Here is a 23,568-nt window from a genome sequence, read left to right on the forward strand (position 1 = left end):
ACGCGGGCCCGCGGGGCAGCGGGCGGTCCTCGGACAGTACGCCCGAACGCCCCTCGGCGGAACCGCCGTCGGGGATCGGCGGGACTAGCGGCGAAGGGTCTCGCTCGGGAGCTCGCCGAAGCGCGTCGCGTAGTGCTGGGCGAAGCGGCCACCGCTGATGAACCCCCAGCGGGCGGCGACGTCGCCGACCACCAGTGAGCCGGCCGACCCGGACACGAGCTCCTCGTGCGCGCGCTCGAGGCGGACGTCGCGCAGGTAGTGCCGCGGGGTCTCGCCGAAGGCGCGCTGGAACGCCAGCTGCACGCCGCGGACCGTGAGCCCCGCTGCGTCGGCGATGTCGGCCACTCCGAGGGGCAGATCGGCGTTGGCCTGCACGAACTCCACGGCCCGGCGGAGGCGCCGCGCGCTGACCGAGGGCGGCACGGCCGGCAGCGGGGCGATGCGGTGGGCGAAGGTCTGCAGGGCGGCGAGCGCGGCGATGCGGGCGACGCCGTCGCGCTGCAGCACGGTGGGCGTGTGCGCGGAGGCGAGGGTGTCGCGCAGGAGCCGGATCGCCGCCCACCAGGCGGTCGTGTCGCGCGCCACAGGGGCGAACCGCAGCGGGCCGGGCTCGGTGCCGTGCAGCTCCGCGGCGATCGCCTCGAGGTGGGCGGCCTCGAAGTGCACGAGCGCGTCGCGGTACTCGAGGGCCTCGAAGCCGAAGGGCCGGCCGCTCGGGAACATGGCCGGGCGGCCGACGACGAGGCGGTGCTCGTCGCGCCCCAGATCGAGGGAGGCGCGCCCGGCGGTCAGCCAGAGGGCGACGTAGACGTCGCTCGGGGCCACCGTGCCGCGCACCCGGCCCAGGAAGGAGGCGGAGTGGAGGCTGACGGGCCCGGGCCCGGTCGTCGTGTAGCGGAACGCGAACGGCACGACCGAGCGCTCGGCCCGGAAGCCGGAGCCGTTGTACGAGCCGGCGTAGAAGTCGCGCGCCTCGTCGAGGTCGTTCCCGCGACGCTCCGACTGCCACACGGGCAGCCGTGCGGACGGGGAAGTGCTCATTCGGTCAGTGTCCCAGGGGGCACCGACATTCTGCACTCAGTGGCGGAAAGCGGGAGAACGTGCGCAGCCGAGCGACCCGCGCTCCAGGTCGGGTCCCTCACCCGCCGGATCCCCGTCCGCACGCGAATCGGGGCCGCCCCGAGGGAGCGGCCCCGATTCACGGGAGGAGTCACGCACGCTTCTGGTGCGGCTCCTCGACGAGGTCCGTGTCGTCGCCGTCGTCCTCGGCGTCGATCCACTTCGAGTAGTCCGGCTCGTCCGGGTGGCTGAGCTCGCGCTCGAGCGCGCTGTAATCGACCGCCGGGCTGAACGACTTCAGCTCACGGGCGATCTTGGTGTTCTTCGCCTTCTGACGGCCGCGCCCCATGGGTGACCCCCTCACGATGACAGGCCAGACGGGCAGTGAGCCGGCTGGGGAAAAGAGCAGACAGGGAAAGTTGAAATCTACGCGGTAGTTTAGCAGACGGGGGACACGCCACCCCGGGCCTCGATCTGCCGGACGGCCGCCCATCCTCGACCGCGTCAGGAGCACCGTGGACAGCGTCGCCCCACCGTGTCCCGTCGTGGTGATCGGCGCGGGCCAGGCGGGTCTGTCCGTGGCCTACTACCTGCGCCGTCTCGGCCTCGTCCCCGGGCGCGACCTGATCGTCCTCGACCGCGGTCCGGAGCCCGGCGGGGCCTGGCAGTTCCGCTGGGAGGCCCTGCGGCTCGGCTCCGCGCACCGCGTGCACGATCTCCCGGGCATGGAGCGGATGGGGTTCTCGTTCCGCACGGCCGATCACCGGCGACCGGCACGGGACGTGGTCCGCGAGTACTACGGGCGCTACGAGGAGGAGCTCGGTCTCGAGATCCGCCGTCCGGAGTCGGTGCGGCGCGTCACGAGTGCGACGCCGCACGACACGGGGTCGCCGCTCGTCGTCGAGTCCGACCGCGCGGTCGAGCGCGCGAGCCTGCTCGTCAACGCGACCGGCACCTGGGGATCGCCCTTCGTCCCGCACTACCCCGGGCGCGACCGCTTCCGCGGCGTGCAGATCGACCCGACCGAGTACGTCCGCGCCGAGGACTTCGCCGGGAAGCAGGTGCTCGTGGTCGGCGGCGGCACCTCGGCGATCGGCTTCCTGCTGGAGCTCGAGCGGGTGGCGCGCTCGCTGACGTGGGCGACGCGGCGACCGGTGGTCTACCACGACGGCGAGCAGCTGGCGATGGAGTCGGCGGTGGAGGCGGTGGCCGAGCAGGACCGCGCCGCCCGCGCCGGCCTGCCCCTCCCGAGCATCGTCGGCGGCACGGGCGTGCAGCGCACCCGCCGGGTGGTCGCCGGGATCGAGCGCGGGCTCCTGCACGAGCGGGGGATGTTCTCGTCGATCGAGGAGGAGGGCGTGCGCTGGCCGGACGGCTCCTTCACGCGCGCCGACGCGATCATCTGGGCGACGGGCTTCCGGCCGGAGCTGCGCCACCTCGCTCCACTCGGGCTGCGCGAGCGCGAGGGCGGCATCGCGGTCGCCGACGGCGCCTCGCTGACGGATCCGCGCGTCTTCTTCGCCGGCTACGGCCCGACGGCCTCGACCATCGGGGCGAACCGCTCGGGCCGGCGCATCGCGCGCGCGGTCGTGGCGCGTCTGCCCTGAGCGCGCAGTCCCTGAGCCGGTCTGCTCTGAGCCGGTCTGCCCAGAGCGGCGCGGCGCCTCAGATCCTACCGTCCCAGTCCACCGGCACTACCGAGCCGCGGTAGCGGATCCCGTCCACGCGGATCCGCCCGGCGAGCGCGGGCGAGAGCGGCGCGACGACCAGGGTGTCGCCTGCGGGAGCGAGCCCCAGCGCCACCGACAGCACGGCGACGGAGGCGGCCGCCGACCAGGCCTGCGGTCGGCAGGCCGCCGGGTACGGCACCGGCGCGTGCACCTCGGCGGCGGGGTCGCCCGAGTGCAGCTCGGGCATCCGGTAGCCGAAGCTCTCGGCCGCGGCGATCAGTCCGCGCGAGAGGGTCGTCGCCTCCGCCCCGAAGCCCTCCCGGGCGAGCCCGGTGACGGCGATCGCGGTGTCGTGGGCCCAGACGGAGCCGCCGTGGTACGACAGCGGCCAGTAGCCGCCCGAGCCGGTGTCCAGGGTGCGCAGGCCGAAGCCCGAGTCGAGCCCGGGGGAGACCAGCAGCTCGGCGACCCGGGCGGCGTGCTCGGGGGAGAGGATGCCGGTGCCGAGGAGGTGGCCGAGGTTGCTGGTGATCGTGTCGACCGGGCGCCCGGCCGCGTCGAGCGCGATCGCCGGGTAGCCGCCGTCGGCGTCGTCGATCCAGAACGCCTCCGCGAAGCGCGCCTTCAGCGTCGACGCCGCCTCGCGCCACTCCGAGCCGTCGCGGCCGAGGTGCTCGAGCAGCGCCGCTCCGCCTGCCATGGCCTCGTGGGCGTAGGCCTGCACCTCGCAGAGCGCGATCGGACCCTCGGCGAGCGTGCCGTCGCGCCACTGGATCGAGTCGCCCGAGTCCTTCCAGCCCTGGTTGGCGAGCCCGTGCCCCGTGGTGTCGACGTACTCGAGGAACCCGTCGCCGTCCGGGTCGCCGTCGTCGCGGAGCCAGCGCAGCGCCGCCTCCAGAGCGGGCAGCAGCTGGGCACCGGCAACCAGTACCCGCTGCAGCTCGCGGCCGCGGTGCTGATGTCGATCCCGGTGGCCGTGCTGTTCTTCGTCTTCCAGCGGCGGATCATGAACACGACCGAGGGCGCGGAGAAGGGCTGACGCGGGGGCTCCGGCTCCTGCTGAGCGAGCATCACGCGTGGGTGACCGGTTCCTGCTGATCGAGCAGCGCACAGGGCGCGTATCGAGATCCGTGTCCGTGCGACGGGTCTCGATACGCCCCTGCGGGGCTGCTCGACCAGCATGCGGGAGTGCCGCCGCTACTTCGCGAGGAACTCCAGGACGACGCGGTTCCACTCCTCCGGGTGGCTCACGGTCACTCCGTGCGGGGCGCCGTGGACGACGTGCAGCTCGGAGCCGGGGATCGCCGCGTGGGTGCGGGCGCCGGAGCCCTCGAACGGAACCGTGCCGTCGCCGTCGCCGTGGATGACGAGCGCGGGCACCGACACGTTGGGCAGGTCCTCGCGGAAGTCGGTGGTCGCGAACGCCGTCATGCAGGCGAGGGCGGCGTGCTTGGCCGACTGCTTCGCCAGAGCGATCGCCTCCTGGCGCTGCTCCTCCGTCACCTTCAGCACGCCGTCGACCGAGAAGAAGTCGGTGGTGAACTGGTCGTAGAAGTCGTCCTCGCTCTTCGTGAGGCCCGCGGTCATCTGCGCGGCCTGCGCCTTCTCGAGCGGGCCGTCCGGGTTGTCGTCCGTCTTCATCAGGTACGGCGGGACGGCCGAGGCGAAGACGACGCTGTGCAGGCGATCGGCGCCGTACTTCGTGAAGTAGCGGGCGACCTCGCCGCCGCCCATCGAGAAGCCGACCAGGGTGACGTCCTGCAGGTCGAGCTCGGTGAGGAGGGTGTGCAGGTCCTCGGTGAGCGTGTCGTAGCTGTAGCCGGTGAGCGGCTTGTCGCTGCGCCCGAAGCCGCGGCGGTCGTAGGTGACGACGCGGTAGCCGGCCTCGGCGAACGCGGGGACCTGCTCCTTCCACGACTCGCCCGAGAGGGGCCAGCCGTGGATGAGGACCACGGGGCGGCCCGATCCGCCGGTGTCGTCGACGTGCAGGTCCGTGTCCTTGAAGAGTCCGTGGTGGGCGGTGATCTCGGCCATGGCGAGTGCTCCTTCCGGCGCCGACGATCGGCGTCACTCGATGTTCGAGGACGTCCCTGCGAGCGGATGGCCGGGGCGGGGAGGGTTGACAGCTCCCGTCAGTCCGCAACGACGGCCGCGGCGAGCCCCTGCAGCGCCGCGTGCAGCCCAGCGCTCAGGGGCAGCCCGGCGTCGAGCACGGCGTTCGCGGCGGCGACCAGCACCGGTGCCGCGGGGGAGGAGACCACGGTGAGGCCGGCGGGCGGATCCGCGTCGCCCGAGGGCCGCACGACCAGGACGAGCCGGGAGCTGGGAGCGCTCGTGCTGATCGTCGCTCCCGATCGGGCGGGCAGCACCGCGAGGGTGCCGCGGCCGACGAACTCGCGCTCCTCCCGACTGGCGACGGTGAACGCGCCCTCGAGCGGGAGCAGGAGCACCACCGACCCCGGGTCGGCGCGGGGGCTCGGGCGGAAGTCGATCGTGCCGGCCGTGTGCCAGATCCGGCGAAGGAGCACGCCCTCGGCGGCCGCTTCCTGCCCAGTGACGGCGAGGGCGGGGTCGGGCCCGGCCTCGGCGTGGCGGGCCCGCAGCCAGTGCCGGGCGGAGTCGCCGCGGAGGGGCATCGGGTGGATCAGCGGATCGGACACGGCGGCTCCCGAGGAACGCGGACCTGAATCGGCCGAGACAGTGAGGAACCATCATCCTAGGAGCGGCGGGAGGCGTCGTCCCCGGAGTGGCGCGTCCTCACATGCCGATGCCGCCCCGGCCGCGCTGAGCGCGACGCCGGAGCGGCATCCGAAGAGTGGTGCGGACTACTGGAATCCGCCGCCACGGTCCTCCGGGTCCTCGATCGGGTCGGAGTCGGGAGTGTCGATCGAGTAGGTCACGTGGACCGCCTCGCCGACCTCCTTCGCGGAGACGGCGTTGTAGACGAGGTGCGTCTCCTGGCCGTCGACGGCGGCGTAGACGTCGACCTCCTTCTCGTAGCCTCCCTCGGTGCTGACGCGGTTCTCGGTCTGGCCGTCGAACGGCCCGCCCTGGAAGAAGGCGAGGTAGCTCTCGCCCTCGGCGAGTGCGCGGATGTCGTTGCTCATGCCCCCAGGTCTACCACTCGGCGCCTCCCCGCCGCTCGGCCTTGCGCTCGGCGGGCGGAGGAGGGCCGGGGCGGCGGCGGCCTTGCCTCGAGGCGGCGGCACTGCTCGACGGGATCTCTCCGCACGCGCCGTCAGGGCACGAGCCTCTGCGTGATCGAGGCCGTCGGCCCGCTCAGCGCGATCTCGGCGAGCGCGCCGTTGACCAGGGGCATCTGCGGCGGCTGGTGCCCGGTGTCGACGTCGAGGATCACCGGCACGCTGAGATCGCCGAGTGCGCGCCGCACCGCGTCCTCCTGGCTCAGCTCGGGCAGGGACGCGCCCGCGGTCCGGCCGATCAGGACGCCGGTCGCCTGCTCGAACCAGCCCGCGAGGCGGAGGGAGGTGAGCATCCGGAGCACCGAGACGGAGTCGGACCCGGCCGCCTCCAGGTAGACGACGGTGCCCTCCGGCGCGTGCCGGCGAGCGAAGCCCGGAACGTCGCCGTAGGGCGTGCCCGCGAGCAGGGACACCGTCTCGAGGCATCCGCCGATCAAGCGGCCGGACATCGCCGCGTCCGCTGACCCGTCGAGCGAGCGCCAGCGGGTCGGCTCCTCGTAGGCCCGATCGCGGTCGAGCGGCTCGTCCGCCCACGCACCCCACGGACGGCTCCGGCGTCGCGGCGCGGCGTGCTGCGTGAACGCGGCTCCGGGCTCGAGGCCGGCGACCTCCGTCCAGCGGTGGAACCCGACCGGCAGCTCCCACGGCTCGTCCATCAGATTGGCGCCGTGGATCGTCGCGAGCCCGGTCGTCGTCGTCAGGGGCAGGAGCAGCGTCGAGACGTCCGACCAGCCGACGAACCAGGGCCGGGCCTCCGCGAGGGCGTGCCAGTCGAGCCTCTCCAGCAGCTCGACGGCGAGCTCGCCGCCCCATGGAGGAAGGACCGCGTCCCCGCTCCGGAAGGCGTCGTGCAGGTCGGCCGCCCGATCCTCGGCGGACGCCGGAGCGAGTCCGCCGAGGAGGGCGTGCGGCCTGAGCCGAACGTCGTAGCCCGCCGAGCCGAGTCGGCGCGCGGCGTCCTGCAGCCGGTCGTGCAGGTGCGCGGGGACTCCCATCGAGGGCGCGGGCACCTCCACCCGGCCTCCGACGCGGAGGGGCGCGGGGTACGTGATGCTCGCCATCCGACGACGCTAACGCCCCTCGCGGCGACCGGCTTCGGATGCCCGGTCCGGCGAGTACCTCCGCGCCCTTCCTGCCCCGACTCGCCAGCCGAGCGCGATCGCGAGAGGGGTCGGCGCGAGTGCCGCGCCGCCCACCCACCCACTCGTGCGCAGCGCCGCCCGCCGGGAAGAAAGATGGGGCCAGGAGGCGCACCGGAACGTGACGTCCCGGTCTCGCACAGGCGTCTCGGTTCCGCTGCTGCCAGCGGCGATCCGCGACACACGGCTCCTTCAGCTCGTGAGGCGGCCGATCTCGTCCTCGGAGAGGAGGCGGTCGGAGTAGAGCACGATGCGAGCCGCGGGGTCGGGGCTGTGCGCATCGGGGCCCGCCCACCTCCGTTCGAGACCGAGTCGAGCGACCGTGCGGTGCGATCGCTCGTTCCGTTCCGCGACGACCGCGGTCACGGGGAGCTCCGGCCGGAGCCGCCGCGCCCGAGCGATCCCTGCGGAGGCGACCTCCTGGGCGTACCCCCTGCCCCAGTGGTCCGGATGGACGGTGAACGCGACGTTCCAGGCCGTGTCGGCGAGGAGGGTGCATCCGCCGATCCCGATCGCGCCGTCCGCGCCGCCCTCGGGACTCCGCAGCCGGACGACCCAGCTGCTGAGGTCGTCCCGTGCCCACTGCGCCGTCCGGCGGGCGAGCACCGCCCGGGTCTGCTCGACGGAGTCGTGCCGGAGGAGGGGGTCGCCCGCCGCGATCCGCTCGTCGGAGTACAGCCGCCACAGCTCGTCCAGATCGCTCTCGGCGGGACGGAACAGCCGGAGCCGCTCGGTCGTCTCGTCGGGGCGATCACCGGCGCCGATGCTGCTGCCGCTCGCTCGAGGAGGGATTCGGGACCATCGGGGCGGTCGCCGAGGAGTGAGGCGAGCGCGGTGACCGCGCCAGGACGTCCACCCGCTCAGCCCGCGATCAGGCCGGTGAGGCGGTCGGCGGCGGCTCCGACGGTCGAGACCGCGCTGACCGTGACGAGGCAGGCGACGCCCCAGAACCAGGTGCGACCGGGTGCCCCGGCGCTGCGCCGCTCGAAGGCGAGCCACCAGGCGCCGACCACCGAGACGCACGCCGCGACCACCGAGCCGAGCGCCATGCGGACGTACTCCTCCGGTCCGGGGGAGGACCAGGCCGTGGTCGCGAGGACGATGAGCAGCGGGACCACGATCATGCCCAGCGCGCCGAGCAGCACCGCGTGGAGGTGACTGCGGGGAGGGGCCCCGGCCGTCGTCGTCGCGGTCCGCGTCCGAGTCGTGTCCATGCCGCGTCCCCCGTCGCCGCGGTCCGGTCCGCGCTGCCCCGACGCTATCCGCTCGCCGTCCCGCCGTCACCCAGCACCTCGAAGTGGGCCGCGTGCCCGGGTGGGGTCAGCACCGCGCCGCCCCGGCCGAACGCCGAGAACGTAGGATGTCCGGGATGACGATCGGACGCCGCCTCTTCCTCTCGGGAGCCGCCACGGGAGTCGGGCTCCTGGCCCTCGCGGGCTGCACGCCGTCGCGTCCGACGCCGACCCGCTCGGTCACGAAGGCCCCCGTGCCCACGCCGAGCACCACCGCCGTCCCCGCGCCGGCCGCCTTCGTGCGCTCCGCCTGGGCCGAGGATCCGTACGCGCTCGGCTCCGTCTCCTACCTGCCCGTCGGCGCGACGCCGCAGCACCGCACCGACCTGGGTACCGCGGTCCTCGACCGCGTCTTCCTCGCGGGCGAGGCCACCGACACGGAGGCGCCCGGCACGCTCCAGGGCGCCTGGAGCTCCGGGGTCCGCGCGGCCGCCGAGATCAGCGCCGTCGCCGACGAGGGCGAGCGGATCGCGATCGTCGGGGCCGGTCTCGCCGGAGCGGTCGCCGCGCGGCGCCTGTCCGACGCGGGCTTCGACGTCACCGTGGTCGAGGCGCGCGAGCGCACCGGCGGCCGCATCGCCACCGCGACTCCGGACGGCTGGCCGATCGCCGTCGAGACCGGAGCCTGGGCCCTCACCGGCGCGGGAGCCGCCCTGCGCGAGAGCATCGCGGACGCGGGCGTGGTCACGACCGCGGTCGACCTCGCCGACGTCCGCTCGAGCGACGCCGACGGCGCGGCTCTCGACACCGGCACCACGGGTGCCGACGCCCTGACCCGTGCTCTCGAGTGGGGAGCGGAGCAGCCGGAGGATCTGGCGCTCGCCGAGTCGTTCGCCGGCTCCGGAGCGCCCGATCCCGCCGAGGCCGAGCCGGGCTCCGGCGACGGCGACGTCGCCCGCGTGGCGGCGCACCTCGCCGGGACGACCGCGCTGCGCACCGGCGCCGCTCCCGAGGAGCTCTCCTCCTGGTACGGACTGGGCGACGCCTCCGCCGCCACGACCGCGGAGGAGCTGAGCGACGACTCCGGCGACGCGCTGCTGACCGACGGGCTCGCGCCCCTGGTCGACACCTTGCTCGCTGACGTCGAGGTCTCGCTGCGCGCCGTGGTGAGCGGCATCGGCTACACGGAGACCGGCGTCAGCATCCGCCTGGGCACCGGCGAGTCGTTCACAGCCGACCGGGTGCTGGTCACCGTGCCGATCGGGGTGCTCCAGACGGACGCGATCGCCTTCGACCCGCCGCTCCCGTTCGCGCAGCGCGCGGCCGTCGCGGCCCTCGGCTCCGGTGTCGTCGAGACGCTGTGGCTGCGCTTCGACGAGGCGTTCTGGGAGGCCGACGCCCCCGCGCGCTGGTCGCTCGTCGGCTCCGAGGCGGGCATCACCGAGTGGCTCAATCTTCAGCCGTCGACCGGCGAGGCGGTGCTCGTCGGGCTGGTCGGAGCGGATCAGGCCCTCTCGCTGCAGGACCTCAGCGACGACGAGCTGGTCACCCTCGCGCAGACGGCGCTCGAGCCGTTCGCCGTCGTCCCCGGCTGACGAGCTCGCGGAGCCGCGCCAGCGGGCCCCTCCACTCCGACGCGTGCGCCGCCCCGAGCGGCCGCACCCGGCTGAGCGCGAGGACGAACGCGGCAATGCCGGAGATCAGGCTCAGCACGATCACGTCGTAGAGCACGAACATCACGGGGCCGTCGACCTGGCCGGGGTCGAGGAAGAAGTAAGGGTACCAGCCGATGAGGGCCCCGCGGACCAGGGTGATGACGCCCCAGACGATCGGGAAGCCGAGCACGGTCAGCGCCCCGCGCCAGGCGACCGGGCGGCGGCCGGGTCCGAGGATCCAGTCGAGGATCGCGAGCGTCGGGATCACGAAGTGCAGGAGCGCGCTCGACCAGGGCACGTCGACCCGCACGCCGCGGTTGTTGGCCTCCACCGCGATCAGCCCGAAGACGATCCCCGACACGACCATGTAGGTGAGCACGAGCGCCCGCACGGTGCTGAGCCAGCGCGGCTCCCGCTCGCGCGCGAGGGCGACCAGGCCGGACAGGCCCAGCACCACGACCCCGGCCATGTTCGACTGCGTCGTGAAGTAGGCGAAGAAGTTGTCGATCTGGAACGCGCGGAAGCCCAGGGTGTAGAAGAAGTCGCCGACGAGTCCGACCGCGCCCAGCCCGGCGAGGGCCAGGCGGAGGATCGCGAACGCCTTCCGCACACCCGCTCCGATCCGTCGCCGCTGGGCCCGGAGGGCCGGACTTCCGGACGATTCTACGGTCGCCGCGCTCGGAGCTCCCCGAGCGCGCGGCTCCGCCGGACGGGGGAGGCGGGCCCCGCGGAGGCGATCTAGCGTGGAGGGATGGCGCGCGCACAGGACGGGAAGGGTTCGGGTCGGATGTCGTCGGAGGAGGCGTCCCGGCGCTGGAACGCGGTCACGGGTCCGCTGTTCCTCGCGGCGGGAGCGGTCTTCGCGGTCCTCGGGAATCCGGTCTGGCCGGTGTTCCTCGTCCTGGGGATCACGTTCCTCGGGCTGACCGCCGGCCCCGGGAGGCCGACGAGCCGGAGCGGAGCGCAGGAGCCGGACCGCGATCGGTGACGCGCGCTTCGCGACGCGGACACTCGCCGGTCGCGTTGCCGGGATAGCGTGCGTGTCATGCCCTTCACGCCGAGCCACGCCGTCGTCGCGCTCGCGTTCTCGTACGGCCGGATCCCCGCCGCGGCCGTGGCCATCGGCGCGATGGTCCCGGACATCGGCATGTACCTCCCGATCGCCGTCGCCCGCGAGTCCACCCACTCCCTCCTCGGCGTCGTCACCGTCGACCTGCTGCTCGGAATGCTCGGCCTCGTGCTGTGGAGCGCGGTCGTCGCTCCGGCCTGGCGCGACCTCGCGCCCGCGCTGGTCCGCTCGCGCCTGCGTCCCCGGCGCTCGCCGCCCCGCGGGGCCGCCGAGTGGATCCGCGTGCTCGTCTTCGCGGCCGCCGGCATCGCCATCGGAGCCGCCAGCCACGTGATGTGGGACGGCTTCACCCACAGGGGCGGCCTCTTCGTCTCGGCGATCCCGCTGCTGCAGCAGGAGCTCGGGTCCTTCCCCGGCTTCCGATGGGCGCAGTACGCGAGCGGCGTGCTCGGGCTGCTCGGGCTCGGGATCGGCGCGGTGGTCTGGTACGTCGGTCGCCGTCCCCGGAAGCTCCGCTCCGACGGCCTGCAGCCGGTGCGCATCGCGGCCGCGGCCGTGGTGCTCGCGGCCGCGGTGGTGCCCGCCGGGATCGTGCTGGCGGGGGCGGGCATCGATCCGCTCGACGCCGCCTACCGGGCCCACGTGGTGCGGGCGGCGATCCTGCTCGTGGGCGGCGGCGCGGCGGCCGCGGTCGCCGTCGCGGCGGTCTGGTGGCTCACCGGCCGAGGGGTGCGCGGGGCCGTCGTCTGAGACGGCGGAGGACGAGCCTGTCGTCTCAAGGGAGCACGGGCATCCGTCGCGAGGAGGATGCGCCGGTGCATAGCCCACCGATAGCGTCGGACACGGCCCGTTGGGGCGGGCCGCCTTCGGGGGAAGGCACTAAGGGGAAATCGGGGGCTCGCGGCACACGCCGCGGGCCCTCTACCCGTTTCCGGGCCCCCGCCGGCTCGGAGCTCCCGCCGCCTCAGCGCCGCTTCGAGCGCGGCCGGTTCTGCGCGGCCGGGCGCTGCGGGATGCGCGGAGCGCCCTCGCCGGCGGCCCCCTGGGGGAGCGAGGACGCGGGCGGGATCGGGCGGCGGGTCACCGGGCGCACAGGCTCGCCGCGGCGCGTCTGGCCGGGGATCGGCCGGGAGCGGCGTCCGTAGATCAGCTCGGACGAGTCGAGCAGCCACGGCACCAGCGCCACCGTCACTCCGTGCACCAGCAGGAGCTTCTGGCGGATCCGCCGCGACTTGTGGTTGTGGAGGAACGCCTCCCACCAGTGCCCGACGATGTACTGCGGCATGTAGACCGTCGTGATCTCGGAGCCGTGCTCGAGGCGGTGGGCCTTGATGTACTTGATCAGCGGGTACGAGATGTCGCGATAGGGAGAGGCCACGCAGCGCAGCGGCACCTCGATGTCCATCTGCGCCCAGTCGGCCTTGAGCTGCGCGGTCTGCGCGTCGTCGATGGAGGAGTGCACCGCCTCCAGCGTCTCGTGCCGCGCCGCGATGGCGTAGTCGAGCGCCTTCAGCGTGGGCTTGTTCATCCGGCCCACCAGCACGATCGCGTGGTCGCCGTTGGCGCCGAAGGTCGTGGTCGGGTCGACCTCGATCTCCTTCTCGACGTCGCGGTAGTAGCGGTAGACGCCGGCCATCAGGACGCCGAGGATCGGCATCACCAGGTAGACGAGCCAGGCGCCGTGGGTGAACTTCGTGATCGTGACGACGACGAGCACCGCGAACGTCAGCGTCGCGCCGAACAGGTTGATGGCCAGGCTCGTGTAGACGGTGCGCGAGCCCTCGCCGTTGCGGATCATCCGCACCCAGTGCTTGACCATGCCCGACTGCCCGAGCGTGAACGAGACGAAGACGCCGATGATGTACAGCTGCACGAGGCTCGTGAGCGAGGCCTGGTAGACGAGCAGGATGATCGCGGCGACGAGCGCCAGGATGATCACTCCGTTGGAGTAGATGAGGCGGTCGCCGCGGGTGTTCAGCGACTTGGGCGCGTAGCCGTCGCGAGCCAGCACGGAGCCCAGCAGCGGGAAGCCGTTGAACGCGGTGTTCGCCGCGAGGAGAAGGACGGCGGCGGTCGCGGCCTGGATGATGAAGAACAGGATCGTGTTGTTGCCGAACGTGGCGGCGGCGACCTGCGCGATCACGGAGCGCTGCGGGGTCGTGGCGCAGTCGGCGAAGCCCACCAGATGGCAGGCGTTCTCGGCGTAGTGCACGTTCGAGAGCAGGGCGAGGGCGGTCAGGCCGACGAAGAGCACGATCGCGATCGTGCCCATCGCGACGAGGGTGCGCTGGGCGTTCTTGACCTTCGGGGCGCGGAACGCGGGCACGCCGTTCGAGATCGCCTCGACGCCCGTGAGCGCCGCGCAGCCGCTGGCGAAGGAGCGCAGCAGCAGGAGGACGACGGCCGCCTGCGTGAGCTGCTCGCCCTGCACGGTGAAGCCCGCCGACTCCGCGACCGGGGTGTCGCCGAAGGCGGTGCGGACCAGGCCGACGACGACCATGACGAAGACGCTCGCGACGAAGAGGTACGTCGGGACGGCGAAGGCGCGGCTCGACTCCGAGACGCCGCGGAGGTTCACGGCCGCCAGCAGCACGACGAAGAGGATGGCCAGCTCGACCCGCAGCGGCGCCAGCTCGGGCACCGCGGAGATGATGTTGTCGACTCCGGAGGCGACCGACACGGCCACGGTGAGCACGTAGTCCACGAGGAGGGCGGCGGCGACCGTGAGGCCCGCCGTCTCGCCCAGGTTGGTGCGGGCGACCTCGTAGTCGCCGCCGCCGGACGGGTAGGCCCGGATCAGCTGGCGGTAGCTCAGCACCACCACGACGAGGAGGACGACCACGCATGCGGCCACCCAGGGGGCGAAGGTGAGGAAGGAGAGCCCGCCGAGCAGCAGGATCATCAGCAGCTCCTGCGGCGCGTAGGCCACGGAGGAGAGCGGGTCGCTGGCGAAGATGGGGAGCGCGAGCCGCTTCTGCAGCAGCTGTCCCTCGAGCTTGTCGCTGGGGAGCGGCTCGCCGATGAAGAAGTGCTTGGCGGTGCGCAGCTCGGTCGCGTCGGCCGACGATCCGTCCGCGGCGGACGGGGGGCCCTCGTGTGTCACGAGCGATGACACTACTCCGTACGAGGGGGCAGTCAAGACGGCCGGGAGCGGGCCGAGCGGAGGCTGATCCCGCCCTGTGACCGGGAGTTTCCCGGTGCGGCGGGGAGCGGCGGCCGGCGTGCTCGCGGCCGGCGCCCCGAGCGGGGGGTCAGCGGCCGTCGCGGGTCGCGGCTCCGATCAGGCCGGTGAGGCTGTCGCGGAGCGCGATGAGCTCCTCGAGGGGGACGTCGAGCCGCTCCACGATTTGAGGAGGAACCTGCAGGGCCTGCTCGCGGAGGGCCGCTCCGGAGGGGGTCAGCGCGACGTCGAGTCGGCGCTCGTCGTCGCTGCTCCGGGCGCGCGTGACGTGGCCGCTCGCCTCCAGGCGCTTCACGAGCGGGCTGAGCGTGGCCGGCTCGAGGCGGAGGGCGGAGCCGAGGTCGGCGAGCGAGCGGGGGCTGCGCTCCCAGAGCGCGAGCATCACGAGGTACTGCGGATGCGTGAGTCCGAGCGGCTCGAGCACGGGGCGGTACAGCCCGATGACGGTGCGCGCCGCGACGGCGAGGGAGAAGCAGACCTGGTTCTGGAGGGCGAGCGGGTCGGTTTCCACGGCGTCATCCTCTCATCGTGCCCTGATGGTTAGTACACTAAGGATATGACGCGGAAGAAGACCGGCTCCCTCTACCAGCGCTTCAACGCGCGGCTGTTCCCCTGGATCGGCCCGCCGCCGCTCGGCCCGTACGACCAGCCCGAGCAGGAGGCGCCCGCGGGGCAGGCGTGCCCGCTCTGCGGTCGGCCGATGTCCGAGCACGTCATCGACCGCTCCGGTCCGCGCACCCAGCTGTACTGCCCGAGCGACCCCTCCTGAGTCGCACGCCCCCGTTCGGGGGTCGGGGGCTTCGGGCGGCGGGGGCGGATGATGAGCGCATGTCCCGTCTGAGCCCCACCGCCGCCCGCGTAGTCCAGTACAGCCGTTTCGGCGACGCGGACGTCCTCGAGATCGTCGAGGTCGAGCGGCCGAAGCCCGGGGCGGGCGAGGTGCTGGTCGAGGTGCTCTCCGCCGGGGTGAACCACATGGAGGCGTTCATCCGGCAGGGCCAGTTCGACTCCGACCACTCCGCGGCCTTCCCGATGCGCCAGGGCACCGACTTCTCGGGCGTCGTCGTCGCCCTCGGCGAGGGCGTCACCGACATCAAGCTCCGCAGCGACGTGGTCGGCCACGCGCTCGTCGGCTCCCACGCGACCCACGTCGTGGTGCCGCGCCGCAACCTCGTCGCCAAGCCCGCCTCCGTGAGCTGGGAGGTCGGCGGCGCGCTGTTCCTCGCCGGAGTGACCGCGTGGCGCGCGCTGGAGGCCACGCATGTGGGACCCGACGACACCGTCCTCGTCTCCGCGGCGGCCGGAGGAGTCGGCAGTCTCGAGATCCAGCTGGCGAAGCTCCGCGGCGCGACGGTGATCGGCACCTGCGGCGAGCGCAACTTCGACTACCTCCGCCAGATCGGCGTGAAGCCGGTGGTCTACGGCGACGGGATCGCCGACCGCATTCGGGCCGCGGCGCCCGGCGGGGTCACGGTGTTCCTCGACAACTTCGGCGGGGAGAACGACGCCCTCGCCGACGAGCTCGGCATCGCGGCGGGCCGCTTCCACTCCAGCGACGACCGCAAGGAGATCGAGCTGCGCGCCGTCTGGCCCGACGCCGAGACCGCCCAGCGCGACACCGAGATCCTCGGCGAGCTGGTCGGCCTCGTCGGCGAGCAGAAGCTGCGGGTGCTCGTCTCGGGCTTCTACCCCTTCGACCAGGTGCAGGACGCCTTCGACGACCTCGAGAAGCGCCACTCGCGCGGCAAGATCGTCCTCGGCATGAACCCGGTGGACCCGGCGAAGGTCACCAAGGCGCGCGACATCCACGAGGCCGGCCGCTAGCCGCACCCTCCCGGCGGCTGTCCGGGCTGCTCTCCGGGCGGCCACAATGGGGCCGTGGCGCGCGGACGCCCGGGAGGAGTGACGCGATGGAGGAGCCCGTCGTCGCGATCGTCTGGATCGTCTCGTTCGTGGTGGTGACCGTCCTGGTCACCGGGCTGTCGGGGCGGGTGAACTGGTCCGCTCCCGTGGCGCTCGTCGCCGTCGGAGCCCTCGCCTCCTTCGTCCCCGGGATCCCGGAGGTGGTGGTCGAGCCGGACGTGGTGCTGTTCGGGATCCTGCCGCCGCTGCTCTACGCGGCGGCGATCCGCACCTCCGTCCTCGACGTCCGCGCTCGTGGCGACAGCATCCTCCTGCTGTCGGTCGGGCTCGTCGTCTTCACGGTCGCGGTGGTCGGCGCGGTGGCCTGGATGGTCGTCCCGGCGATCACGGTCGCCGCGGCCCTCGCGTTCGGCGCGATCGTGGCGCCCACGGACGCGGTGGCGGTCACGGCGATCGCGGGGCGGCTCCGCCTGCCGCGGCGCATGCTCACGGTGCTCGAGGGCGAGAGCCTCCTCAACGACGCGACCGCGCTGGTGGCGCTGAACGCCTCCCTCCTGGCGATCGTCAGCACGGTCACTCCCGGGCGCATCGCGCTCGACTTCGTGCTGGCCGTGGCGGTGGGCGGCGGGGTCGGGATCGGCATCGCCGTGCTGCTCGGGTTCTTGCGCAAGCAGGTGCAGTCGTCCGTCCTGGACACGAGCCTCTCGCTGGTGACGCCCTACGTCGCGTTCATCCCGGCGCAGCTGCTGCACGGCTCCGGGGTGCTGGCGGTCGTGGTCGCGGGGCTCTACCTGGGCTACCGGGCGCCGGTCATCCAGTCGGCGCAGGCGCGGATCGCGGAGTCGCTCAACTGGCGGACGATCCAGTTCCTGCTCGAGAACGCGGTGTTCCTCTTCATCGGGCTGAGCCTCTCGTCGGTGGTGGAGGCGACGGCCGACTCGGGCATCGGGGTCTGGCAGACGGTCGGCATCGGCGCGGCCGTGCTCGCGGCGCTGGTCGGGAGCCGCGTGGCCTGGATGTGCATGACGACGCTGCTGTTCCGGCACGGTCCGCGCCGGCTGCAGCAGCGCGGGTGGACCTGGCCGACCGCGATCGGGGTCTCGTTCGCGGGCATCCGCGGCGTGGTCACCCTCGCCGCCGCGTTCCTCCTGCCCGCGGAGACGCCGCAGCGCGCGTTCCTGCAGTTCCTCGCCTTCATCGTGGTGGCGGGGACGCTCGTCGAGGGGCTCGCGCTCCCGCGGCTCGTCCGCGCCCTGAAGCTGCCGGCCCCGAACGAGATGCAGGAGCACGTCGAGAAGCAGATGCTGCTCGCCGAGGCGCAGGCCGCCGGGCTCGCCCGGCTCGACGCGGAGCCGCAGGACGGAGTGGAGGACCGCGTGCTCGACCGGCTGCGGCGGAACGCGACGTTCCTCGCCGACGCCCTGGAGAACCCGCCGGAGGGCGAGGGCGTGGAGCCGCTCCCGCAGGCCTACAACCGACTCCGGCGCGTGATGATCGCGGCCGAGCGGGAGGCGGTGCTCCGCGCGCGCTCCGAGGGGCGGTACCAGGAGCCGGCGGTGGTGAGCGCTCTGGCGTTCCTCGACGTGGAGGAGGAGGCGCTGGCGGTCGGGCGGCAGTAGCACCGGGAGGGCGGGGACCCCGGGCGGGATCCCCGCCCTCTCGGCGGTACGGTGTCCGGGCTCAGTCCAGGGTGGAGCGGACCGAGGCGCGGGCCTCGTCGAGCGCGGCGCGCAGGGCGTCGACGCTCGCGGTCGTCACGGATCCCGAGGAGGCGGCGGTGCGCAGCTCCGCGCGCAGCTCGTCGCGGAACTCGGTGAGCAGCACCTCGGCGTCGCGCAGGGCGATCCGCGAGGCGGTGCGCGCGTCGGGCGAGGCCGGCGCGGCCTGCTCCGGCGCGGGCTGCTCGGAGGGGGTGCCGGACGTGTCCTGCGGGCGCGGCTCCTCGGCGGAGTGCTCCGGTCGGCGTCCGGGCTCCCGCGAGTCGCGCGCGGCGCTGGCCAGGTCGGCGCGGAGGCTCTTCATCGCCTCCGCGACGCCGAGGCGGACCTCGTCGGCGAGCCGGCGGACGGAATCGGTGAGCTCCTCCTCGATGTCGCCCAGGTCGGTCGCGCGGTTCGCGAGCTCGGCGCGGCCGGCGTCGGTGATGGAGTAGACGGTCTTGCGGCCGTCGGCCTCCTTCGTGACGAGTCCCTCCTCCTCGAGCTTCGCGAGGCGCGGGTAGACCGTGCCGGCGCTGGGCGCGTAGGTGCCGCCGAAGCGCTCGCTGAGCGCCTGGATCAGCTCGTAGCCGTGGCGCGGCGACTCGGCGAGGAGGTTGAGCAGGTAGAGGCGCAGGCGGCCGTGCGCGAAGACGGGGCTCACAGCGAGCTCCCGTCCATCGGGCGGCGGTCGTCGGCGGGGCCGGTGCCGGGAGAGCCCCAGCCCTCGCCCACCGAGGCGGAGGACGCGGCGACGGACCGGCGGACGACGACCACGTCTCCCGAGACGGAGTTGGCGGCGACGTCGACCCACTTCGAGTCGAGCGAGCCCGTGGTCGAGGTGAAGCCCCGGCCGAAGGTGCCCTTGACGACGGAGCCGTCGAGCTGGAGCGTGCCCGAGACGGTGTTGATGCGGTAGCGGGCGCCGAGGCCCTCGTCGACGCGGATCGTGAGGTCGCCGCTGACGGTGTTGGCCTGGATCCGGTCGGGGGTGCCCTCGGCGTCGACGAACACGCTGCCCGAGACGCCGTCGACGGTGAAGCGGGTGAGCTCGCCGGTCGCGGTGACGTCGCCGGAGACGGTGCGCGCGGTGACGCGGCCGGTGTGGCTGCGGACCGAGAGCTCGCCGTGGACGGTGTTCACCTCGATGTCGCCGTGCAGGCCGTCGACGACGATGTCGCCGCCGACCGTCGAGACGCGGGCGTCGCTGTGGAGGCCCGAGACCAGGCCGTCGGCCGAGACGGTGTCGAACTTGAGGTCGACGCCGCGGGGGACGAGGAGGCTGATGTCGGCGCGGTCGCCGCGGCGGCCGAGGCCCTTCACGACGTCGACGATGGTGTCCCAGCGGAGCTGGACGTGGTCGATCTCGAGGCGGTCGCCGTCCATCGAGACCTTGAGCGGGCGGCCGTCGACGCTGTGGACCTCCACGCGGGCGGTCGGCTCGTCGTGGGCGATGACGTCGATCTGGCCGCCGACGAGGGCGACCTTGACCGAGCGGACGACGTCGAGGTCGATGACCTTCGTCTCGCCGGCCTGTACGAGCCATTTCTCGAGGGACATGAGCTCCTCCTCCTGCACCGGAGTGCCTTTCTGAAACGCGATACATCGCGAGTGGACGAGGGTCACGATATATCTCGATCGCTGCGGCCGGCAACGGGGCTCGGCCGGTTCCCAGCGTCGAGGGGCCGGGACCGGGGCGGGCCGAGGCGGGATGAGGCCGGGGGCCGGAGCCGAGGCCGCCGTCGAGGGGGTGAGGCCGCGGCGGGCGCCGTGGTAGACCGGGCGCATGGACCCGATCGCGGCACTCGAGGAGATCGCAGCACTGCTCGAGCGGGAGCGGGCCTCCCGCTACCGGGCGAAGGCGTTCCGCCGGGCGGCCGCGGTGCTGGAGGGGATGGCGTCCGCCGAGCGGGACGACCTCGCCCTCGTGCGGCGGGCCTCCGGGATCGGCGACACGACCTTCACGGTGATCGAGCAGGCGCGGTCGGGCCGGGTGCCCGACTACCTCGCGGAGCTGCGCGGCTCGGCTCCTCCGCCCGCGAGCGCCTTGCGGGGACGGCTGCGCGGCGATCTCCACAGCCACAGCGAGTGGTCCGACGGGGCGACGCCCGTCCTCGCGATGGCGGACGCGGCCCGCGCGCTCGGCCACGAGTACCTGGCGCTCACCGACCACTCGCCGCGGCTCCGGGTCGCCCACGGTCTCAGCGCGGAGCGGCTGGAGGAGCAGCTGGCCCATCTCGCGGGCCTCGACACCGGGACCTTGCGGCTGCTCAGCGGGATCGAGGTCGACGTCCTCGAGGACGGCGCGCTCGACCAGACGGACGAGCTGCTGGACCGCCTCGACGTGGTCGTCGCGAGCGCCCACTCGAAGCTGCGGCTGCCCTCCCGTGAGATGACGGCCCGGCTGGTCGCGGCGGCCTCGGATCCGCGGACCGACGTCCTCGGCCACGTCACGGGGCGGCTGGTGTCGGGCGAGCGCGGCACCCGCCCGCCGTCGACCTTCGACGCCCGGGCCGTGTTCCAGGCGTGCGCCGACCACTCCACCGCGGTCGAGATCAACGCCCGCCCCGAGCGCGAGGATCCGCCGGACGAGCTGATCGCGCTCGCGCTCGAGGAGGGCTGCCTGTTCTCGATCGACAGCGACGCGCACGCTCCGGGCCAGCTGGGCCTGCTCGACTACGGAGCCGAGCGGGCGGAGCGGCTCGGCGTCCCGGAGGAGCGGATCGTGACCACCTGGCCGGTCGAGCGGCTCCTGGAGTGGACCCGCGGCTGAGGGTCCTCGCGCGTTGCGCAAACGAACTGCGGCCATCACCCCCTTGACAGGAGGCCGTACCGCGGGAGGAGATCCGACGCAAGTGGCGAAATCCCAGCCGCCCACGCGGCATGCTCGGTACCGGCCCGCTCCTCCTGGGCCGCTCCAGCGGTCGGGAGTCGCGCTCCGTCGCACTCTCCACTCCGACAGACCAGGTGAACCATGGCCACGCAGACCGCTCTCGACGCCGTACGCGCCGCTCCCACTCTGCTCGAGGCCGTCCGGATGGCGGATGAGCTGACGGTCGCCGCGGTGAGCGACGGCGGCGGCCGCGCGGTGCGCCTGCTCACCCGCGCCGCTCTGGACCCCTCGGACCAGCTCACCGCGATCGCGGCCGTGCACTCGCTCGCGCAGGTCTTCGACGAGGAGGCCGACCTCGCGCTGCTGATGCTGCTCGAGGACGAGCGCCCGTACCTCCGCGAGCACGCCGCCTGGGCCTTCGGCGGGCGCCTGCCCCGCCCCGCTGCGCTCGGACCGCTGCTGCGCCTGGTCCGCGACGGCGGCTTCTCCGGCATGCTCGCGCAGCGCACCGTCCTGCTCTGGGCCTCCTCGACCCCCGACCTCGTCGCCGTCGCGCTCGAGGGCGCGCTGCTCGGCGAGCGCGAAGCGGCGGCCCGGGCACGGCTCGTCGAGACCCTGGGCCTCGTGCCCGGCGCGATCGCCGAGCGCACCCTCCTGCACGTGGCCGCCGATCGCGCGGAGGGGCTGGAGGCGCGGGCCGCCGCGACGGACGCGCTCGGCGAGCGCGGCTCCGACGACGCCGAGCTCCTGCTCACCGGCCTGGCCGAGGAGGCGGCGCCGATCGGGCCCCTCGCCCGGCTCGCCCTCGGAGACCTCGCCCCCGCACCGGCCGTGGAGGCCGGGCCGACGGTCGCGCAGCTCTTCGTCCACGCCGACATCGACGGCACCCTGACGCGGGTGGGCGCGGGCGACAACGGCGGCATCGCGACCCTGCTGGTGCGCCTGGGCGACTCGCTCGTCGAGCAGGAGGGCATCGACCGGGTGCTCACGCTCTCGCGCGGGACTCCGGCCGAGGCCGAGCGCGCGCTCGGCGAGCTGCCCGACTCCGGCCACGGCTTCGCTCCGGTCCCGTTCGTGGGGCTGCCCGTGGCCATGCCTCAGGCGTGGAGCCGTCGCATCGCCGCCGAGCGCGGCATCCGCCGGATCCTGCGCGCGGCCGGCCGGGTCGACGTGCTGCACCTGCGCATGGCGGACGTCGGATCCCTCGCGGCGGCCGCGGTCGCCCGGGAGCTCGAGATCCCCGTCGTGTTCACCCTCGCTCCGGACCCGCACGCCCTGATCGCGGGCCTGGACGCCTCCGGCGCCCTCACCCGCGCGGACTTCGGCGAGCGCGACGCCGCCGAGCACTTCTGGTTCCGCGTGCGCCTGGTGCAGCGCCTGGCCGCCGACGCCGCGCACACCGTCCTGTTCCCGCGGGAGGAGCTGGCGGCGACCATCCGCGAGCTGATCGGCGTCGACATCACCGCGCACCCGGAGCGGCACACGATCGTCCCGGAGGGGATCGACGTCGGCCTGGTCGAGCGCGGCGAGGCGGCCGCACGGGCCTCCGCCGCCGGTGAGCCGGTCGCGCTGGACGAGGGCGGGGACCTGGCCTCGCTCGACCTCCTGCTGAATGAGCTGCCCGAGCACCGCCGCGGCCTCCCGCTGCTGCTCAGCGTGGGCCGCCTGCACCGGGTGAAGGGAATGGCGGCGCTCGCCGAGGCCTGGGCGTCCGACCCCTCGCTCCGGGAGCGCGCCAACCTGCTCCTGGTCGGCGGCGACCTCGCCGACCCGAGTCCCGACGAGCGCGAGCAGCTCGACCGCATCCGCGCCGTCGCGTCCGACGGGCTGCTCCTGGCCGGCCACCGCCCGAACGGGACCGTGGCCCGCTGGCTCGGCGCGATCCGGCACGGCCGACCGGGGCTCTCGGCTCCGGGAGGCGCCTACGTCTGCGCGAGCGTCAAGGAGGAGTTCGGCATCGCCCTCCTCGAGGCGCTCTCCGCAGGACTGGTCGTCGTCGCTCCGGCGACAGGCGGGCCCGCGACCTACGTCGAGGAGGGGGAGACCGGCTTCCTGGTCGACACCGCCGACCCCGCGGCACTCGCCGCCGGCGCCGCCGCCGCACTGGATCTCGCAGGAGGGCCTCTCGGCGAGCACGCCGCGGCCCGCGGGCGCGCGATGGTCGCCGAGCGCTACACGGTGCAGGCCATGGCTCATGCCCTCTCGGGCGTCTACGCGCACGCGACCGCGGACCAGGAGCGTCCCCTCCGCTCGCCGCTCGTGCTGGGGGCCTCGTGACCCTGCTGATCATCAGCCCCGACTACGCGTCGCACCTGCTGCCGCTGGCGACCCTCGGCACGGCGTGGCAGGAGGCGGGCGGGCGCGTCGTCGTGGCCACCGGCGACGCGACGCGCTCCATCGTGGACGGCTTCGGATTCGAGCACGTCGCGCTCCGGCTGGGGCGCGGCTCCAATTCGGGCACGATCCGCGCGGAGGAGCAGGCGCCCGACGAGGGCGCGTCCCTCCGCGGCTTCTTCGACGCCACCCGGCGCGGGATGGTCCCGACCCTCGCCTACCAGGCACGGGAGCGGCTCACCGACCTGCTCTGGGATCCGGCCGGCGTCGCCGCGCGCCTGCGCGTGATCCTCGACGAGGTGCAGCCCGACGCGATCGTGGTCGACCACCTCGCCTTCACCGCGCGCGTGGCGCTGAAGGCACTCCGCGTGCCCTACGGCGACGTCGTGCTCGGCCACCCCAGCGCGCTCACGGTGCCCGGCGAGGTCTACGGCTTCCCCCCGGTCTGGCCGGACGCCTTCGCTCCGGAGCCGGACGACCTCGATGCGCTCCGCGCCCTCTGCGAGCGTGTGCGCGACTCTTTCACCGCGGAGTGGAACGCCGCCCTCACCACCCTCGACCCCGGGGCGGCGCCCAGCGCCGACGCCTTCGCCGAGAGCGGCGACGTCCTGCTGCTCAACTACCCGGGCGAGC

Annotated in this window: 22 protein-coding genes and 3 pseudogenes; 11 read left to right on the forward strand and 14 right to left on the reverse strand. The window is 73.9% G+C overall.

What is annotated here, in order from left to right:
* Window positions 1–84: 84 nt before the first annotated feature.
* Window positions 85–1,041 (reverse strand): AraC family transcriptional regulator, encoded by a 957-nt coding sequence (locus C5D04_RS10880; RefSeq protein WP_104288438.1) that lies wholly within the window; start codon window positions 1,039–1,041, stop codon window positions 85–87.
* Between the two features lie 169 nt (window positions 1,042–1,210).
* The gene (locus C5D04_RS10885) at window positions 1,211–1,408 is read right to left on the reverse strand and encodes a DUF3073 domain-containing protein (RefSeq protein ID WP_097167615.1); all 198 of its coding nucleotides are present in this window, start codon (window positions 1,406–1,408) and stop codon (window positions 1,211–1,213) included.
* A gap of 196 nt (window positions 1,409–1,604) precedes the next feature.
* On the opposite strand from C5D04_RS10885, the gene C5D04_RS10890 reads away from it, so the two are divergent.
* Entirely contained in the window at window positions 1,605–2,666 is a 1,062-nt protein-coding gene (locus tag C5D04_RS10890; protein WP_258068894.1) for an NAD(P)/FAD-dependent oxidoreductase, read from the forward strand.
* 58 nt (window positions 2,667–2,724) lie between these two features.
* On the opposite strand, the pseudogene C5D04_RS10895 reads toward C5D04_RS10890, so the two are convergent.
* Window positions 2,725–3,639, reverse strand: a pseudogene (locus C5D04_RS10895) (amylo-alpha-1,6-glucosidase); the annotation flags it as partial.
* Between C5D04_RS10895 and C5D04_RS10900 the strand changes: the two are divergent.
* Window positions 3,622–3,768, forward strand: a pseudogene (locus tag C5D04_RS10900) (carbohydrate ABC transporter permease); the annotation flags it as partial. The pseudogenes C5D04_RS10895 and C5D04_RS10900 overlap by 18 nt on opposite strands.
* A gap of 158 nt (window positions 3,769–3,926) precedes the next feature.
* Here the strand turns inward: C5D04_RS10900 and C5D04_RS10905 are convergent.
* The 6 genes from C5D04_RS10905 to C5D04_RS18690 form a co-directional block, all read right to left on the reverse strand.
* Complete coding sequence (locus C5D04_RS10905; protein ID WP_104223760.1) at window positions 3,927–4,763, reverse strand: alpha/beta fold hydrolase; 837 nt, start codon at window positions 4,761–4,763, stop codon at window positions 3,927–3,929.
* 98 nt (window positions 4,764–4,861) lie between these two features.
* Complete coding sequence (locus C5D04_RS10910) at window positions 4,862–5,389, reverse strand: hypothetical protein (RefSeq protein ID WP_104267867.1); 528 nt, start codon at window positions 5,387–5,389, stop codon at window positions 4,862–4,864.
* 165 nt (window positions 5,390–5,554) lie between these two features.
* Entirely contained in the window at window positions 5,555–5,836 is a 282-nt protein-coding gene (locus C5D04_RS10915; protein WP_104223758.1) for an oligoribonuclease, read from the reverse strand.
* 131 nt (window positions 5,837–5,967) lie between these two features.
* The gene (locus tag C5D04_RS10920; RefSeq protein ID WP_104347682.1) at window positions 5,968–6,993 is read right to left on the reverse strand and encodes a S66 peptidase family protein; all 1,026 of its coding nucleotides are present in this window, start codon (window positions 6,991–6,993) and stop codon (window positions 5,968–5,970) included.
* A 270-nt stretch (window positions 6,994–7,263) separates the two neighbouring features.
* Complete coding sequence (locus C5D04_RS10925) at window positions 7,264–8,025, reverse strand: GNAT family N-acetyltransferase (protein ID WP_258068896.1); 762 nt, start codon at window positions 8,023–8,025, stop codon at window positions 7,264–7,266.
* Window positions 7,932–8,285: a hypothetical protein gene (locus C5D04_RS18690; protein ID WP_258068895.1), complete on the reverse strand. Its 354-nt coding sequence runs from the start codon at window positions 8,283–8,285 to the stop codon at window positions 7,932–7,934. Before C5D04_RS18690 ends, C5D04_RS10925 begins: the two co-directional genes overlap by 94 nt.
* A 155-nt stretch (window positions 8,286–8,440) precedes the next feature.
* Here C5D04_RS18690 and C5D04_RS10930 point away from each other — a divergent pair, with 155 nt between their 5' ends.
* Entirely contained in the window at window positions 8,441–9,898 is a 1,458-nt protein-coding gene (locus tag C5D04_RS10930) for an NAD(P)/FAD-dependent oxidoreductase (protein ID WP_181137699.1), read from the forward strand.
* On the opposite strand, the gene C5D04_RS10935 is transcribed toward C5D04_RS10930, so the two are convergent.
* Window positions 9,849–10,568 (reverse strand): Pr6Pr family membrane protein, encoded by a 720-nt coding sequence (locus C5D04_RS10935; RefSeq protein ID WP_104233845.1) that lies wholly within the window; start codon window positions 10,566–10,568, stop codon window positions 9,849–9,851. The genes C5D04_RS10930 and C5D04_RS10935 overlap by 50 nt on opposite strands.
* Window positions 10,569–10,709: 141 nt before the next feature.
* On the opposite strand from C5D04_RS10935, the gene C5D04_RS10940 reads away from it, so the two are divergent.
* Together C5D04_RS10940 and C5D04_RS10945 are read left to right on the forward strand one after the other, a co-directional pair.
* A complete protein-coding gene (locus tag C5D04_RS10940; RefSeq protein ID WP_146076574.1) occupies window positions 10,710–10,946 on the forward strand; it encodes a hypothetical protein in 237 nt (78 codons plus the stop codon).
* Between the two features lie 57 nt (window positions 10,947–11,003).
* Window positions 11,004–11,777, forward strand: coding sequence for a DUF4184 family protein (locus C5D04_RS10945; RefSeq protein WP_104347685.1), 774 nt, complete (start codon window positions 11,004–11,006; stop codon window positions 11,775–11,777).
* A 214-nt stretch (window positions 11,778–11,991) separates the two neighbouring features.
* Here the strand turns inward: C5D04_RS10945 and C5D04_RS10950 are convergent, their stop codons facing one another.
* Both C5D04_RS10950 and C5D04_RS10955 read right to left on the reverse strand, forming a co-directional pair.
* The gene (locus tag C5D04_RS10950; protein ID WP_374952928.1) at window positions 11,992–14,130 is read right to left on the reverse strand and encodes an APC family permease; all 2,139 of its coding nucleotides are present in this window, start codon (window positions 14,128–14,130) and stop codon (window positions 11,992–11,994) included.
* A 148-nt stretch (window positions 14,131–14,278) separates the two neighbouring features.
* Complete coding sequence (locus tag C5D04_RS10955; RefSeq protein ID WP_104263100.1) at window positions 14,279–14,719, reverse strand: MarR family winged helix-turn-helix transcriptional regulator; 441 nt, start codon at window positions 14,717–14,719, stop codon at window positions 14,279–14,281.
* 45 nt (window positions 14,720–14,764) lie between these two features.
* On the opposite strand from C5D04_RS10955, the gene C5D04_RS10960 reads away from it, so the two are divergent.
* The 3 genes from C5D04_RS10960 to C5D04_RS10970 all read left to right on the forward strand — a co-directional run bounded on the left by C5D04_RS10960 (window position 14,765) and on the right by C5D04_RS10970 (window position 17,690).
* Window positions 14,765–14,977: a hypothetical protein gene (locus tag C5D04_RS10960; protein WP_104223750.1), complete on the forward strand. Its 213-nt coding sequence runs from the start codon at window positions 14,765–14,767 to the stop codon at window positions 14,975–14,977.
* Window positions 14,978–15,036: 59 nt separating this feature from the next.
* The gene (locus tag C5D04_RS10965) at window positions 15,037–16,032 is read left to right on the forward strand and encodes an NADP-dependent oxidoreductase (RefSeq protein WP_104223749.1); all 996 of its coding nucleotides are present in this window, start codon (window positions 15,037–15,039) and stop codon (window positions 16,030–16,032) included.
* A gap of 86 nt (window positions 16,033–16,118) precedes the next feature.
* On the forward strand, window positions 16,119–17,690 hold the full coding sequence (locus C5D04_RS10970; protein ID WP_104347686.1) for a sodium:proton antiporter: 1,572 nt from the start codon (window positions 16,119–16,121) through the stop codon (window positions 17,688–17,690).
* 61 nt (window positions 17,691–17,751) lie between these two features.
* On the opposite strand, the gene C5D04_RS10975 is transcribed toward C5D04_RS10970, so the two are convergent.
* Both C5D04_RS10975 and C5D04_RS10980 read right to left on the reverse strand, forming a co-directional pair.
* Entirely contained in the window at window positions 17,752–18,432 is a 681-nt protein-coding gene (locus C5D04_RS10975) for a PadR family transcriptional regulator (RefSeq protein ID WP_104239545.1), read from the reverse strand.
* Window positions 18,429–19,328 (reverse strand): hypothetical protein, encoded by a 900-nt coding sequence (locus C5D04_RS10980; RefSeq protein WP_244230533.1) that lies wholly within the window; start codon window positions 19,326–19,328, stop codon window positions 18,429–18,431. The genes C5D04_RS10975 and C5D04_RS10980 overlap by 4 nt, the downstream gene beginning before the upstream one ends.
* Before the next feature lie 226 nt (window positions 19,329–19,554).
* Here C5D04_RS10980 and C5D04_RS10985 point away from each other — a divergent pair, with 226 nt between their 5' ends.
* From C5D04_RS10985 to C5D04_RS10995, 3 genes and pseudogenes are all read left to right on the forward strand, one after another.
* Window positions 19,555–20,541 (forward strand): PHP domain-containing protein, encoded by a 987-nt coding sequence (locus tag C5D04_RS10985; RefSeq protein ID WP_104347687.1) that lies wholly within the window; start codon window positions 19,555–19,557, stop codon window positions 20,539–20,541.
* A 201-nt stretch (window positions 20,542–20,742) separates the two neighbouring features.
* Window positions 20,743–22,878 carry a glycosyltransferase gene (locus tag C5D04_RS10990; RefSeq protein WP_104347688.1) on the forward strand — a complete coding sequence of 712 codons (2,136 nt, stop codon included), beginning with the start codon at window positions 20,743–20,745 and terminating at the stop codon, window positions 22,876–22,878.
* Window positions 22,875–23,568: pseudogene (locus C5D04_RS10995) on the forward strand (glycosyltransferase); the annotation flags it as partial. The gene C5D04_RS10990 and the pseudogene C5D04_RS10995, both read left to right, overlap by 4 nt.

This window comes from Rathayibacter sp. AY1D2, assembly GCF_002932695.1.
Classification (GTDB): domain Bacteria; phylum Actinomycetota; class Actinomycetes; order Actinomycetales; family Microbacteriaceae; genus Rathayibacter.

Bases quoted from the DNA above. Each gene is read 5' to 3' on its own strand.
- C5D04_RS10915 (WP_104223758.1), bottom strand. From the start codon at position 5,836: ATGAGCAACGACATCCGCGCACTCGCCGAGGGCGAGAGCTACCTCGCC.
- C5D04_RS10960 (WP_104223750.1), top strand. From the start codon at position 14,765: ATGACGCGGAAGAAGACCGGCTCCCTCTACCAGCGCTTCAACGCGCGG.
- C5D04_RS10965 (WP_104223749.1), top strand. From the start codon at position 15,037: ATGTCCCGTCTGAGCCCCACCGCCGCCCGCGTAGTCCAGTACAGCCGT.
- C5D04_RS10990 (WP_104347688.1), top strand. From the start codon at position 20,743: ATGGCCACGCAGACCGCTCTCGACGCCGTACGCGCCGCTCCCACTCTG.
- C5D04_RS10980 (WP_244230533.1), bottom strand. From the start codon at position 19,328: ATGTCCCTCGAGAAATGGCTCGTACAGGCCGGCGAGACGAAGGTCATC.
- C5D04_RS10970 (WP_104347686.1), top strand. From the start codon at position 16,119: ATGGAGGAGCCCGTCGTCGCGATCGTCTGGATCGTCTCGTTCGTGGTG.
- C5D04_RS10880 (WP_104288438.1), bottom strand. From the start codon at position 1,041: ATGAGCACTTCCCCGTCCGCACGGCTGCCCGTGTGGCAGTCGGAGCGT.
- C5D04_RS10885 (WP_097167615.1), bottom strand. From the start codon at position 1,408: ATGGGGCGCGGCCGTCAGAAGGCGAAGAACACCAAGATCGCCCGTGAG.
- C5D04_RS10945 (WP_104347685.1), top strand. From the start codon at position 11,004: ATGCCCTTCACGCCGAGCCACGCCGTCGTCGCGCTCGCGTTCTCGTAC.
- C5D04_RS10940 (WP_146076574.1), top strand. From the start codon at position 10,710: ATGGCGCGCGCACAGGACGGGAAGGGTTCGGGTCGGATGTCGTCGGAG.
- C5D04_RS18690 (WP_258068895.1), bottom strand. From the start codon at position 8,285: ATGGACACGACTCGGACGCGGACCGCGACGACGACGGCCGGGGCCCCT.
- C5D04_RS10920 (WP_104347682.1), bottom strand. From the start codon at position 6,993: ATGGCGAGCATCACGTACCCCGCGCCCCTCCGCGTCGGAGGCCGGGTG.
- C5D04_RS10905 (WP_104223760.1), bottom strand. From the start codon at position 4,763: ATGGCCGAGATCACCGCCCACCACGGACTCTTCAAGGACACGGACCTG.
- C5D04_RS10930 (WP_181137699.1), top strand. From the start codon at position 8,441: ATGACGATCGGACGCCGCCTCTTCCTCTCGGGAGCCGCCACGGGAGTC.
- C5D04_RS10985 (WP_104347687.1), top strand. From the start codon at position 19,555: ATGGACCCGATCGCGGCACTCGAGGAGATCGCAGCACTGCTCGAGCGG.